Origin of the sequence: Sphingomonas canaveralia, from assembly GCF_047238125.1 — a bacterium.
In the GTDB taxonomy this organism is placed as follows: domain Bacteria; phylum Pseudomonadota; class Alphaproteobacteria; order Sphingomonadales; family Sphingomonadaceae; genus JBDFMH01.
Genome location: NZ_JBDFMH010000001.1, coordinates 801,540 through 814,549 on the forward strand (window position 1 = coordinate 801,540; position 13,010 = coordinate 814,549).

Below are 13,010 nucleotides of genomic sequence, written 5' to 3' on the forward strand. Positions count from 1 at the left end.
CTCATGACATCGACCAACGACATCCGCCGTTCCTTCCTCGACTATTTCGCGGGGACTGGCCACCGCGTGGTGCCATCGGCGCCGCTGGTGCCGCACAATGATCCGACGCTGATGTTCGTCAACGCCGGCATGGTGCCGTTCAAGAATGTCTTCACCGGGCTCGAGACGCGCCCCTATGTCACTGCTACATCCTCGCAGAAGTGCGTGCGGGCGGGTGGCAAGCATAATGACCTCGACAATGTCGGCTACACGGCGCGCCATCACACCTTCTTCGAGATGCTCGGCAATTTCTCGTTCGGGGATTATTTCAAGGAACAGGCGATCCATCATGCCTGGACGTTGATCACCAGGGAATGGGGCATCGATCCGGCGCGGCTGACCGCGACCGTCTATCATACCGATGACGAGGCGTTCGATCTCTGGAAGAAAGTGGCCGGTCTGCCCGAGAGCCGGATCATCCGGATCCCCACCAAGGACAATTTCTGGGCGATGGGCGATACCGGCCCGTGCGGCCCCTGTTCGGAGATCTTCTTCGATCATGGCGATCATATCCCGGGTGGCCCGCCCGGCAGCCCGGACGAGGATGGCGACCGCTTCGTCGAGATCTGGAATCTTGTCTTCATGCAGTATGAGCAGGAGGCGAACGAGATCGTGCGCGACCTGCCCAAGCCGTCGATCGACACCGGCATGGGGCTGGAGCGGGTGGCGGCCGTGCTGCAGGGCGTGCACGACAATTATGATACCGACACGTTCAAGGCGCTGATCGCGGCGTCCGGCGAACTGACGAAAAGCGCGACCGATGGCGCCAACACCGCATCGCACCGCGTGATCGCCGATCACCTGCGCGCATCGGGCTTCCTGGTGGCGGACGGCGTGCTGCCTGCGAACGAGGGCCGCGGCTATGTGCTGCGCCGGATCATGCGCCGCGCGATGCGCCACGCCCACCTGCTGGGCGCGGCCGAGCCGCTGATGCACCGGCTGGTGCCGGCGCTGGTAGCCGAGATGGGCGCGGCCTATCCTGATCTGGTCCGCGCGCAGCCGCTGATCGAGGAAACGTTGAAGCTGGAGGAGACGCGCTTCCGCCAGACGCTGGCCAATGGACTGCGCCTGCTGGACGAGGCCACCGGCAGCATGGCCGAAGGCGATACGCTGCCAGGTGCGACTGCGTTCAAGCTCTACGACACGTTCGGCTTCCCCTATGACCTGACCGAGGATGCGCTCAGGACGCAGGGTCTGTCAGTCGATCGCGCTGGGTTCGATGCCGCGATGGCCGAGCAGAAGGCGGCAGCGCGCGCGGCCTGGAAGGGGTCCGGCGAAAAGGCGTCCGACGACCTGTGGTATGATCTGGCCGAGCAGCATGGCGGCACCGAGTTCACCGGCTATGTCAGCCATGAGGGCGAGGGCCAGGTGCTGGCGATCGTCAAGGACGGCGCGGTGGTCGACGTGGCCGCGGCCGGCGATGAGGTCGTGATCCTGACCAACCAGACACCCTTCTACGCTGAAAGCGGTGGCCAGATGGGCGACGCCGGCACGATCAGCGCCGATAGGCTCAAGGTCGAGGTGAGCGATACCGCCAAGCCGCTCGGGCGGCTGCACGCGCATCGCGCTCGGATCGTCGAAGGCAGGGTGAAGCCGGGCGATCCGGTGCACCTGTCGGTCGATGCCGATCGCCGGGCGCGGTTGCGCGCCAATCATTCGGCAACCCACCTGCTGCATGCGGCGCTGCGCCACCGGCTGGGTGGCCATGTCACCCAGAAGGGCAGCCTGGTCGCGCCCGATCGGCTGCGGTTCGATTTCTCGCAGCAAAAGGCGATGACTGCGGACGACATCGCCGCGGTCGAGGCCGAAGTGAACCGTCACATTCGTGAAAATGATGCGGTCGGCACACGACTGATGACGCCCGAGGCGGCGGTCGAAGCAGGCGCGTTGGCACTGTTCGGCGAGAAATATGGGGAAGAAGTGCGCGTGCTCTCGATGGGTCGCGCCGATGACGACAGCTATTCGGTCGAGCTCTGCGGCGGCACCCACGTCAATGCGCTGGGCGATATCGCGCTATTCAAGATCGTGGCGGAGAGCGCAGTCTCGTCCGGCGTCCGCCGCATCGAGGCGTTGACCGGCGAGGCGGCCCGGCTGTGGCTGACCCAGCGCGAGGACAAGCTGAAGGAAGTCGCCGCGACTCTGAAGGCTTCGCCCGAGGAAGTACCGGCTCGGATCGCCAGCCTGGTGGAGGAACGCAAGCGACTGGAGCGCGAACTGGCCGAGGCAAAGCGGGCACTGGCGCTGGGCGGCGGTGCCGCCAAGGCGGAAGCCGCAGGCCCGGAGCAGGTCGGCGGTATTGCGTTCACAGGCCAGGTGATCGACGGGCTCGATCCCAAGGCGCTGCGCGGCCTGGTCGACGAGGCGAAGGGCCGGCTCGGCTCGGGTGTCGCCGTACTGGTTGCCGTCAGCGATGGCCGTGCGACGGTCGCGGTCGGCGTGACCGACGATCTGAAAGGATCGCTGAGCGCGGTCGATCTGGTCCGTACCGCCGTCGCCGCGGTCGGCGGGCAGGGCGGTGGCGGCCGGCCGGATATGGCGCAGGGCGGCGGGCCGGACGGTTCGAAGGCGGCCGATGCGGTCGCAGCGGTACGCGCGGCGCTGGAGGGGCTGGCGGTCGCCGCTTAGGCGGCCTCGCTGTCGCCGGTCGGATCGCTGAGCCGTCGCCCGCGCTGCGGCGGCTCCCGCTCCATCTCGGCCATCTCCATGATCTTGGCGCGCAGCTGGGCGCGCTTTTCGTGGATCGATGCGATCACCGGGCCCATGGCGAGCCCCATATCGACCAGCACCGCTTCCGAGAGCTGGAGCGAGCTTTCGAGCGTCTCTGGCACCGCATCGGTGGCGCCGGCCCGGTACAGCAGCGCGGCATGTTCCGGATCGCGAGCGCGGGCGACGATCGTGAGATCGGGATAGAGTTCGCGAACCTGCGTCGTGATCCGTGCCACCTGCACTGGATTGTCCATCGTCAGCACCAGCGCATCGGCGCGATCCAGCGCCAGCCGATCGATCATGCCGGGGCGCATCACATCGCCGAAGCTGGCGTTGTAACCGCGCCGGCGCGCATGGTTGACCGCGTCGATATCCGCATCGATCGACAGGTAGGGCAGGGCGTGCGCCTGCATCATCTGGGCGACTAGGCGCCCGACGCGACCGCAGCCGACGATGATCGCACGGTAACCGCCTTCGGGCGGCTCGGCATGTTCTTCACGCCCCAGTTCGACCCGTTGCGCGGCATCATGGCCGATCCGGGCCAGCAGCGGGGTGATGGTCAGGCCGATCGCGGTCACGATCTGCCAGAAGGCGGCGGTCGACGGCAGGATCAACTGGGCCTGCACGGCAGCGGCGAGCACGATCAGCGTGGTTTCCGAAGGCGACGACATCAAGAGGCCGGTTTCGGCGGCGACGCCCTTGGTTGCGCCGCTCAGCCGCAGCAGCAGCGCGGTGACCACCGATTTCAGCGCCACCACGCCGATCACTGCGATCGCCAGTTCCCACCAGTTGGCGACGATCATGCGGATATCGAGGCTCATGCCGACCGTGATCAGGAACACCCCGAGCGCGAGGCCGCGGAAGGGCGCGGTCGTCACCTCGACATCGGTATGATAGTCGGTCTCCGCGATCAGCAGGCCCGCCAGCAGCGCACCGACGATCGGCGACAGGCCGGCCGCGGTCGTGGCAACGCTGGCCAGGATCACGACCAGCAGGCTGGCGGCCAGGAACATCTCCGGGCTCTTGGTGCGCGCGGCCTGTGCGAACAGCGGCGGCAACGCGAACCGGCCGGCGACCATCAGCACCGCGACCGTCGCGCCGCCGATCAGCAGCACCTGTCCGATACTGTCACCGGTGCCGGCCGCCGCGGCCGGGGCCAACGCGCCGAGCAGGAAGATGATCGGGACCAGCGCCAGATCCTCGAACAACAGCATCGAGAATGCGGCACGGCCGACCGGACTGGTGGTGCCCACCATCGGCAGCACGAGCGCCGTCGACGACAGCGCGAGCGCGAGCCCGAGCCCGATTGCACCGCCCCAATTCTGGCCAATGAAATGCAGGGCGATGCCGATCAGCAGGCCCGACACCAGCAGTTCGGCGGCACCGAGGCCGAACACCTGCGATCGCATCGACCAGAGCCGACGGAACGAGAGTTCGAGACCGATCGAGAACAGCAGCAGCACGATGCCGAATTCGGCGAAGGGCGCGATCAATTCGGGGTTGGAGATCGTGATATGGTAGAGCCAGGGATATTGGCCGATCAGCGAGCCGAGGCCGGCCGGGCCGACGAGCAGGCCGACGAGGATGAAGCCGATCACGGGGTTCACCCGCAGCCTGGCAAAGGCGGGGATCACGATGCCGGCGGCGCCGAGAATGACGAGCGAGTCGCTGAACGCTTCGGAATGCAGGGGAAGGGCCATGCCCCACCTTCGCCGCGATGCGGCGCAAACGCCAGTCTTGCACTGTGCGCCAAGCGGGGCAACGGTGGTCGCTTACCCCTTTTGACGACATTTGAAGGAGGCGCAGGCCTTTGCCGCACGCCATTCCATTGATCGAGACCATCGTCGGCGGGCTCGTGCTGGCATTTCTGTTCGGCGCGGTCGCGCATCGCCTCGGGCTGCCGACCATTGTCGGCTATCTGGCGGCAGGTATCGCGGTGGGGCCGTTCACCCCGGGCTTCGTGGCGGACCAGGATCTGGCGACCGAGCTGGCCGAGATCGGCGTGATCCTGCTGATGTTCGGGGTCGGCCTGCATTTCTCGCTGAAACAACTGCTGGCAGTGCGCAAGATCGCCATTCCCGGCGCGATCGTGCAGATCGGCGTCGCGATGGCGATGGGTTGGGCGCTGGCGCGCGGCCTGGGATGGAATGACGCGGCGGGACTGCTCTTCGGCCTCGCGCTGTCGGTGGCCAGTACGGTCGTGCTGCTGCGCGCGCTGCAGGAACGGCGGCTGATTGATACGGAACGCGGCCAGATCGCGGTCGGGTGGCTGATCGTCGAGGACCTGGTGATGGTGCTGGCGCTGGTCATGATCCCGGCGCTGGCGGGATCGGGCAGCGGCATCGATATCGGCATCGCGCTGGCGATCACGGTTGCGAAGGTGGCGGGCTTCGCCGCACTGATGCTGCTGTTCGGACGGCGCGTGATCCCGTGGATGCTGCACCAGATCGCCCACACCGGATCACGCGAGCTGTTCCGTCTGGCGGTGCTGGCGCTGGCGCTGGGCGTGGCGTTCGGATCGGCCTCGCTGTTCGGGGTGTCGTTTGCGCTCGGCGCCTTCTTCGCAGGCATGATCCTGGCCGAATCACCGTTCAGCCAGCGGGCTGCCGAGGAAACGCTGCCGCTGCGCGATGCGTTCGCGGTGCTGTTCTTCGTGTCGGTCGGTATGTTGTTCGATCCTGAGACGGTGATCGAGCAGCCGGGTGCGCTGCTGGCGACGGTCGCAATCATCATGATCGGTAAATCGATCGCGGCCTTTGCGATCGTGCGCGCGTTCGGGCGTTCGTCACGCACCGCAACCACAATTGCAGCGAGCCTCGCGCAGATCGGTGAATTCTCGTTCATTCTCGCCACCTTGGGTGGCAAGCTGGAGATATTGCCGGAGGATGCACGCAACTTGATCCTTGGTGGCGCGATCATCTCGATCATCCTGAACCCGCTGCTGTTCGCACTGATCAACCGGATTGGCGGCAAGCTGATCGATCGTGACGACGATCAGGCGATCGGCGGCGCCCCGGCTCCGCAGCAGGGCGGCCATGTCGTGCTGGTCGGCCATGGCCGCGTCGGCGGGCGCGTGGCCGACAAGCTGTGCGCGGCCGGCATCCGGCTGGTGGTGATCGAGGCCGAGGACGATGTCGCACCCTGCCCGGGAAATGCGCGGCTGATCCTGGGCAATGCCGCCTCGGCCAAGACGCTCGAGCAGGCCGAACTTGCTACCGCGCGGCTGATGTTCGTCGCTATCCCGGAGACGTATGAGGCGGGCCAGGCGATCGAGCAGGCGAAGCGGCTCAACCCCCGGCTGCGTATCGTCGCGCGCAGCCATTCGCCCAAGGAGTCGGAATATCTCGAAGCGCGTGGTGCCGACATGACGATCGTGCCCGAAGCCGAAGTCGCCAAGCGGATGATCGATGAGGCGTTGATGGGCGCCCCCGCGGATTGATCAGCCGCCGCCGGGCGCCTTCGTGCCCATCGGCCGCGCCTCAGGATGGGGGACATCGGCCTGCGGGCCGCGTGTCCAATCGATCTGGTAAAGGTCGAACCGTCGATCGGCCAGATTGCGCACCGTGCCTTCCGCGCGTGCCCAGGTGAGGTCGGCGAGGTTCACGTCACTGATCGTCAGTGTCTCGACATTCTCGCTCGCTTCGGCGGCAATCCCGTCACGCGCAAACGGAAAGTCGCATGGGGTCAGGATGCAGCTCTGCGCATATTGGATGTCCATATTGTCGACGTTCGGCAAATTGCCGACATTGCCGGACATCACGACGAAGCACTGGTTCTCGATCGCGCGCGCCTGACAGCAGTAACGCACGCGGAGATAGCCCTGCCGGCTATCGGTGCAGAACGGCACGAAAATGATCCGCGCGCCTTCGTCGACCAGGCGGCGCGCCAGTTCCGGAAACTCGCTGTCGTAGCAGATCAGCACGCCGATCGGGCCGCAGTCGGTCTGTATCGTATCGATCGACGTGCCGCCCTTGATGTTCCACCAATAGCGCTCGTTAGGCGTCGGGTGGATCTTCTCCTGTGCGTGGACCGAACCGTCGCGCAGGCAGACATAGGCGACGTTCTGGATCTCGCCATCTTCAATTCGCGTCGGATGCGATCCGCCGATGATATTGATATTGTAGCGCAAAGCCATCCGCGACAATTCCGCCACCAGCGGCTCGCGATGCGCGGTGAGCCGGTCGATCGCCTGCATCGGGCTCAGCGTCTCAGTCTCGAACGAGAGCAGCGAGAGGCTGAACAGCTCCGGGAAGACGACAAAATCGGAGCGATAGTCCGACGCGACATCGACGAAATATTCGACGCTTGCCACGAACTCCGCGAAATCCTTCACCGCGCGCGCCTGGAACTGCACAGTCGCAAGGCGCACGCTTTCGATTCCGCGGGGAACGCGGAACGCGACCGGCTCGTCCGGATCGACATAGGGATTGCGCCAGACCATGCGAGCGGCGAACCCGGCCGACTTGCGGTCCTCGGGCAGATAGCGCGGCAACACGCCATGCGGCTCGAACCCGTTCGCGAGCTGGAAGCCGATCACCGGATCCTTGATCTTTCCGCTGGCAACGCCGAGCACATATTCTTCGGCCGATACGCCGTTTCGCCGGGCGCGCGCGAAGCCGGGCATGCGCCCGCCGAACATGATGCCCTTGAGCTCGAGCTCCTCGGCCAGCGCGCGCCGCGCCTCGTAAAGCCGCTTGCCGATCCGCAGACCCTGCTGCTTGGGATCGACCGCCATTTCATAACCGTAGAGCCAGTCGCCAGTCGGATCATGGCGCGATCCGAAGCCGTTGCCGCTGATCTGTTCCCAATCATGCGGGCCGAACGCGACCGCCTCGTCGATGCGTGAACTGGCGCAGTAGCCGACGACGGTGCCGTCATAGACAGCCACGAACTGGCCGGCCGGGAAATTGTTGATCTGCCCGCGGATCATGCCGAGGCTGTAGGGTTCGAAGCCCGGGTAGACGCGCGAGATCAGCGCGACGATGCCGCGCGCGTCCGCTGCTTTCGCTGGCCGGACTTCGAGGCGTGCCTTGGTGCTGCTGGTCATGCCTACCCTTCGAAGGACGCGCCGGCTCTGGGATCCGGCCTCACTCGTTGGGCAACGGGCGGACCCGAAACAAGTTCAGGCCCGCGACCGTTTTTATCATGGCTGCTTCACTGCCAGTTGGTCATCGCCTTCTCGAGATTGGCGCGGACCTGCTCGAAGAACTGCTCGGTCGTCATCCAGGGCTGGTCCGGGCCGATCAGGATCGCAAGATCCTTGGTCATATGGCCGTCCTCGACCGTCTTGATGCAGACTTCCTCGAGCGTCTCGGCGAAGCGGACCACGTCGGGGGTGCCGTCGAACTTGCCGCGGAACTTCAGGCCGCCGGTCCAGGCGAAGATCGACGCGATCGGGTTGGTCGAAGTCGCCTTGCCCTGCTGGTGCATGCGATAATGGCGGGTGACGGTGCCGTGTGCGGCCTCCGCCTCAACCGTCTTGCCATCGGGCGAGAGCAGCACCGAGGTCATCAGTCCGAGCGAGCCGAACCCCTGCGCGACCTGATCCGACTGCACATCGCCGTCGTAATTCTTGCAGGCCCAGACGAAGCGGCCGCTCCACTTCAGCGCGGACGCAACCATGTCATCGATCAGGCGATGCTCGTAAGTGATGTTGCGATCGCGGAACTTGTCCTTGAATTCCTTGTCGAAAACCTCCTGGAACAGATCCTTGAACTGGCCGTCATAGGCCTTCAGGATGGTGTTCTTGGTCGACAGGTACAGCGGCCAACCGCGATCCAGCGAATAGTTCATGCTGGCGCGCGCGAAATCGCGGATCGATTCGTCGAGATTGTACATGCCCATCGCGACGCCCGAGGCGGGATAGTTGAACACTTCCTCCTCGATCTTCTGGCCATCCTCGCCTTCCCACACCATGCGCAGCTTGCCGGGGCCGGGCACGCGGAAGTCGGTCGCGCGATACTGATCACCAAAGGCATGGCGGCCGACCACGATCGGGTCGGTCCAGCCAGGGATCAGCCGGGGCACGTTCTTGATGACGATCGGTTCGCGGAAGACGACGCCGCCCAGGATGTTGCGGATCGTGCCGTTGGGCGACTTCCACATCTTCTTGAGCTTGAATTCCTCGACCCGCTGCTCATCGGGCGTGATCGTCGCGCATTTCACGCCGACGCCATATTTCTGGATCGCGCGCGCGGATTCGACCGTGATTCTGTCATCAGTCTCGTCGCGCTTCTCCATGCCCAGGTCGTAATATTCGAGCTGGATATCGAGATAGGGCAGGATCAGCCGCTCGCGGATCCATTGCCAGATGATGCGGGTCATCTCGTCGCCGTCGAGCTCGACGACCGGGGTCTTCACCTTGATCTTTTCCATGGCGCGCTGGCTCCGGCGAATTTGGGTTCGCCACGCGCTTAAGGGGGGATGGCCGCGGGATCAACCGGCGCGGGCCGGCCGATCGGCGGGCTGCCGGCCATTGCCGATCCCGGGCGCCCATCCTAGAAAGCGGGCATGACATCTCTCGAAAAGCCGGACGTGGTGACCACGACCGTGAAGTGGCGGTTCCCATCGGTTCATCCCGAAGGGCGCAAGTTCGCGCTCATCTCGGGGGCGCTGGCGGCGCTGTTCCTGTTCTTCATCTGGGATGAATTGGGCTTCGTGCTGGTCGGCGTCACCATCTGGGTGCTCGCCTTCTTCCGCGATCCGATCCGCACCGCGCCGACGGGCAAGGGACTGGTGATCGCGCCGGCCGACGGGCTGATCACTCTGATCACCACCGTGCCGCCGCCGCGCGAGCTGGAGGGGCCGGACGGCCTGGGCACCGCGCCGATGGTGCGCGTGTCGATCTTCATGTCGGTGTTCGACGTGCACATCAATCGTTCGCCGATCGCGGGCACGATCAAGCGTGTCGTCTACATTTCGGGCAAATTCCTTAACGCCGATCTCGACAAGGCGAGCGAGGACAATGAGCGCCAGCATTTCCTGGTCGAGGATGCGGACGGCACGCGGATCGGCTTCACCCAGATCGCGGGGCTGGTGGCGCGGCGGATCGTGCCGTTCGTGAAGCCGGGCGACATCGTGGCCCGCGCACAGCGGGTCGGGCTGATCCGCTTCGGCAGTCGGGTCGACGTCTATCTGCCGGCGGGCACCGCACCGAAGGTGGCGCTGGGGCAGCGGACCCTGGCCGGTGAGACGGTGCTGGCGAAGATCGGCGATGGCGAACGGGTGGACGGGCTGGCCCAATGATCGATGCGCGCGGGCCGCGGCGCGGCATTCCGCTGCGCGCCGTGGCGCCCAACGCGGTCACGGCGCTGGCGCTGTGCTTCGGCCTGTCGGGCGTGCGCTTCGGCATCTCGGCGGCCGGCGGCGTCTCCGGCGATTGGGAGAAGGCGATCGGCTGCATCATCGTGGCCGGCGTGCTCGATGGCCTGGATGGCCGCATCGCGCGCATGCTCAAAGGCGAAAGCCGGTTCGGGGCGGAGCTCGATTCGCTGTCGGATGTGATTGCGTTCGGCGTGTCGCCAGCCGTAATCATCTATCTGTGGTCGCTCCAGCATATGCCCCAGTTCGGCTGGACGATCTCGCTGGCGCATGCCGTCTGCTGCGCGCTTCGGCTGGCGCGGTTCAACGCGAACATCGATGTGAAGGACCAGCCGCATAAGTCGGCCGGGTTTCTCACCGGCATCCCCGCGCCGACCGGTGCCGGCCTGCTGTTCCTGCCGGTCTACCTCTGGCTGTGGACCGGGCTCGCCTTCTTCCGCGAGCCGCTGGTGGTCGCCCCGTGGGCGGCGTTGGTCGCGTTCCTGATGGTGTCGAACGTCGCCACCTATTCATGGAGCGCGTTGCGCATTCGCCGCGGGGTGCGGCTGGGAATGCTGGCGGCGGTGGCGCTGCTGGGTGCGTCGTTGATCTCGGCACCCTGGGCAACACTAACGGTTGTCAGCATCGCCTATCTGGCGTCGGTTCCGTTCGGCATCCTGGCCTATGCCAAGGTCAGGCGGCAGCGAGCAGCCGCGGCAGTGCCCGACGCACCGGCTGCGGCCTAAACGCAGGCCCCGCACGTCGGCGGGCCACGGGACGGGGCGCCGGAGTCTGCAAGCCGAGCGCGGTCATCACCGCATCGCGCTCATCCCAAAAAGCTGCTGCCAGGACTGTGAGGGCGGCAGCGAACGCGGCGATGAAGAACAGTGCGGACAAAATGTGCATCAAGGCACCTCGGGCTCGAGTTCAGGCAGCAACGTCACCGCCCTGTCATCGTTCCATATGTTCACCTTTCGTTCTTTTTTGCAAGCCTTGATTTGCTGGGGCGATGCGGCTAAGGGCGCTCCCGCAACCCACAACCAGGGCTCATAACCCGGTGCCGGTACGCGTCCCTTGGACGATCCGGCCATCGCCCTGGTGAGGATCAACCGGAAGGAGACTATCCCATGGCGGTTCCCACCGTCTCGATGCACGAGCTGCTCGAAGCTGGCGCCCATTTTGGCCACCAGACCCATCGCTGGAACCCGAAGATGAAGCCTTACATCTTCGGCGATCGCAACGGCGTCCATATCATCGATCTGTCGCAGACCGTGCCGCTGTTCGCGCGCGCGCTCGATTTCATCGCGCAGACGGTGAGCCATGGCGGCAAGGTTTTGTTCGTCGGCACGAAGCGCCAGGCGCAGGAGCCGATCGCCGAGGCGGCGCGCCGTTCGGGCCAGCATTATGTCAACCACCGCTGGCTGGGCGGCATGCTGACCAACTGGAAGACCATCTCGGGCTCGATCAAGCGCTTCAAGGCGATGGAAGAGCAGCTGTCGGGCGATATCCACGGCCTGACCAAGAAGGAAATCCTTCAGCTCACCCGCGAGCGCGACAAGTTCGAGCTGTCGCTGGGCGGCATTCGCGACATGGGCGGCATTCCCGACGTGATGTTCGTGATCGACGCCAACAAGGAAGAGCTGGCGATCAAGGAAGCCAATACGCTGGGCATCCCGGTCGTCGCGATCCTCGATTCGAACGTGTCGCCGGACGGCATCGCCTTCCCGGTGCCGGCCAATGACGACGCGGCGCGTGCGATCCGCCTGTATTGCGATGCTGTCGCCCAGGCGGCGACGCGTGGCCAGCAGGGTGGCCGTGCGGCCCGTGGCGAGGATATCGGCGCGATGGTCGAGCCGCCGGCCGAGGAAGCGCTGAGCGCGTAACATTTCTCCGTCATCCCGGCTTCGGCCGGGATCTCGCGGGGCCGGCAGGATCGGCCGTTCGAGACCCCGGCCATAGGCGGGGTGACGCCCCTTCGTATCGAAAGGATCTGGACATGGCGGAGATCACCGCTGCAGCCGTCAAGGAGCTTCGCGAGAAGTCCGGCGCGGGCATGATGGATTGCAAGAAGGCGCTGACCGAGACCGGTGGCGACATGGATGCCGCGGTCGATTGGCTGCGCACCAAGGGGCTGGCGACTGCCGCCAAGAAGTCCAGCCGCACCGCGGCCGAGGGCCTGGTCGGCGTGGCCGTGTCCGGCACCAGGGGTGCCGCGGTCGAGGTGAATGCCGAGACTGACTTCGTCGCCAAGAACGAGCAGTTCCAGGATTTCGTCCGCACCGTGACCGGCCTGGCGCTGGACGGCGGCAGCGATGTCGAGGCGCTGGGGGCTGCGGCCTATCCGGGCGGCGGCACCGTGACCGAGAAGCTGACGGCCAATGTCGCCACCATCGGCGAGAACCAGCAGCTGCGCCGCGTGCGGGTTGTCGAGGTGTCGCAGGGCGCGGTCGTTCCCTACATCCATAATTCGGTCGCACCGGGCATGGGCAAGATCGGCGTGCTTGTCGCGCTCGAGGGAGATGCCCCGACAGAAGCGCTGAATGCGCTGGGCAAGCAGCTGGCGATGCACATCGCCGCCGCCTTCCCGCAGGCGCTGACCGAAGATGGCCTGGACCAGGGTCTGATCGAGCGCGAGCGCGCGATCGCAACCGAGAAGGCCGCCGAATTGGGCAAGCCGGCCAACATCATCGAGAAGATGGTCGATGGCGCCGTGGCGAAGTTCCGCAAGGAGAACGCGCTGCTGAGCCAGCTGTTCGTGATCGACAACAAGACCAAGATCTCGGACGTGGTGGCCGCGGCCGCCAAGGATGCCGGCGGCACGATCGTGCTGAAGGACTATGTCCGCTTCCAGCTGGGAGAGGGCATCGAGAAGCAGAGCAGCGACTTCGCAGCCGAAGTCGCCGCGGCGGCCGGCACCGCGTCCCCGCGCGAGCCGGCGCCCGCCAACTGAGCGTCGCTCTCCGCCC

The 13,010-nt window shown here is 65.7% G+C and carries 9 protein-coding genes; 6 read left to right on the forward strand and 3 right to left on the reverse strand.

The genetic code is table 11. From position 1 onward, the window contains the following. Nucleotides 1-3: 3 nt before the first annotated feature. Nucleotides 4-2,664 carry an alanine--tRNA ligase gene (gene alaS, locus ABC347_RS03945; protein ID WP_413244441.1) on the forward strand — a complete coding sequence of 887 codons (2,661 nt, stop codon included), beginning with the start codon at nucleotides 4-6 and terminating at the stop codon, nucleotides 2,662-2,664. Here the strand turns inward: alaS and ABC347_RS03950 are convergent. Beyond that, the gene (locus ABC347_RS03950; protein ID WP_413244442.1) at nucleotides 2,661-4,445 is read right to left on the reverse strand and encodes a cation:proton antiporter domain-containing protein; all 1,785 of its coding nucleotides are present in this window, start codon (nucleotides 4,443-4,445) and stop codon (nucleotides 2,661-2,663) included. The genes alaS and ABC347_RS03950 overlap by 4 nt on opposite strands. A 110-nt stretch (nucleotides 4,446-4,555) precedes the next feature. On the opposite strand from ABC347_RS03950, the gene ABC347_RS03955 reads away from it, so the two are divergent. Beyond that, on the forward strand, nucleotides 4,556-6,184 hold the full coding sequence (locus ABC347_RS03955; RefSeq protein WP_413244443.1) for a cation:proton antiporter domain-containing protein: 1,629 nt from the start codon (nucleotides 4,556-4,558) through the stop codon (nucleotides 6,182-6,184). Here ABC347_RS03955 and ABC347_RS03960 read toward each other — a convergent pair whose 3' ends face one another. After that, nucleotides 6,185-7,792, reverse strand: coding sequence for a GNAT family N-acetyltransferase (locus tag ABC347_RS03960; protein ID WP_413244444.1), 1,608 nt, complete (start codon nucleotides 7,790-7,792; stop codon nucleotides 6,185-6,187). Between the two features lie 107 nt (nucleotides 7,793-7,899). Then, entirely contained in the window at nucleotides 7,900-9,120 is a 1,221-nt protein-coding gene (locus ABC347_RS03965; protein ID WP_413244445.1) for an NADP-dependent isocitrate dehydrogenase, read from the reverse strand. Nucleotides 9,121-9,255: 135 nt separating this feature from the next. On the opposite strand from ABC347_RS03965, the gene ABC347_RS03970 reads away from it, so the two are divergent. The 4 genes from ABC347_RS03970 to tsf all read left to right on the forward strand — a co-directional run bounded on the left by ABC347_RS03970 (nucleotide 9,256) and on the right by tsf (nucleotide 12,994). Continuing rightward, on the forward strand, nucleotides 9,256-9,990 hold the full coding sequence (locus ABC347_RS03970; RefSeq protein ID WP_413244446.1) for a phosphatidylserine decarboxylase: 735 nt from the start codon (nucleotides 9,256-9,258) through the stop codon (nucleotides 9,988-9,990). Next, entirely contained in the window at nucleotides 9,987-10,790 is an 804-nt protein-coding gene (locus tag ABC347_RS03975) for a CDP-alcohol phosphatidyltransferase family protein (protein ID WP_413244447.1), read from the forward strand. Before ABC347_RS03970 ends, ABC347_RS03975 begins: the two co-directional genes overlap by 4 nt. Before the next feature lie 381 nt (nucleotides 10,791-11,171). Further along, nucleotides 11,172-11,927: a 30S ribosomal protein S2 gene (rpsB, locus tag ABC347_RS03980; RefSeq protein WP_413244448.1), complete on the forward strand. Its 756-nt coding sequence runs from the start codon at nucleotides 11,172-11,174 to the stop codon at nucleotides 11,925-11,927. A gap of 113 nt (nucleotides 11,928-12,040) precedes the next feature. Next, entirely contained in the window at nucleotides 12,041-12,994 is a 954-nt protein-coding gene (tsf, locus tag ABC347_RS03985; RefSeq protein WP_413244449.1) for a translation elongation factor Ts, read from the forward strand. Nucleotides 12,995-13,010: the final 16 nt, after the last annotated feature.

Coding starts and splice junctions, on each gene's coding strand:
- alaS (WP_413244441.1), top strand. CDS start 4: ATGACATCGACCAACGACATCCGCCGTTCCTTCCTCGACTATTTCGCG.
- ABC347_RS03950 (WP_413244442.1), bottom strand. CDS start 4,445: ATGGCCCTTCCCCTGCATTCCGAAGCGTTCAGCGACTCGCTCGTCATT.
- ABC347_RS03960 (WP_413244444.1), bottom strand. CDS start 7,792: ATGACCAGCAGCACCAAGGCACGCCTCGAAGTCCGGCCAGCGAAAGCA.
- ABC347_RS03965 (WP_413244445.1), bottom strand. CDS start 9,120: ATGGAAAAGATCAAGGTGAAGACCCCGGTCGTCGAGCTCGACGGCGAC.
- ABC347_RS03970 (WP_413244446.1), top strand. CDS start 9,256: ATGACATCTCTCGAAAAGCCGGACGTGGTGACCACGACCGTGAAGTGG.
- ABC347_RS03975 (WP_413244447.1), top strand. CDS start 9,987: ATGATCGATGCGCGCGGGCCGCGGCGCGGCATTCCGCTGCGCGCCGTG.
- rpsB (WP_413244448.1), top strand. CDS start 11,172: ATGGCGGTTCCCACCGTCTCGATGCACGAGCTGCTCGAAGCTGGCGCC.
- tsf (WP_413244449.1), top strand. CDS start 12,041: ATGGCGGAGATCACCGCTGCAGCCGTCAAGGAGCTTCGCGAGAAGTCC.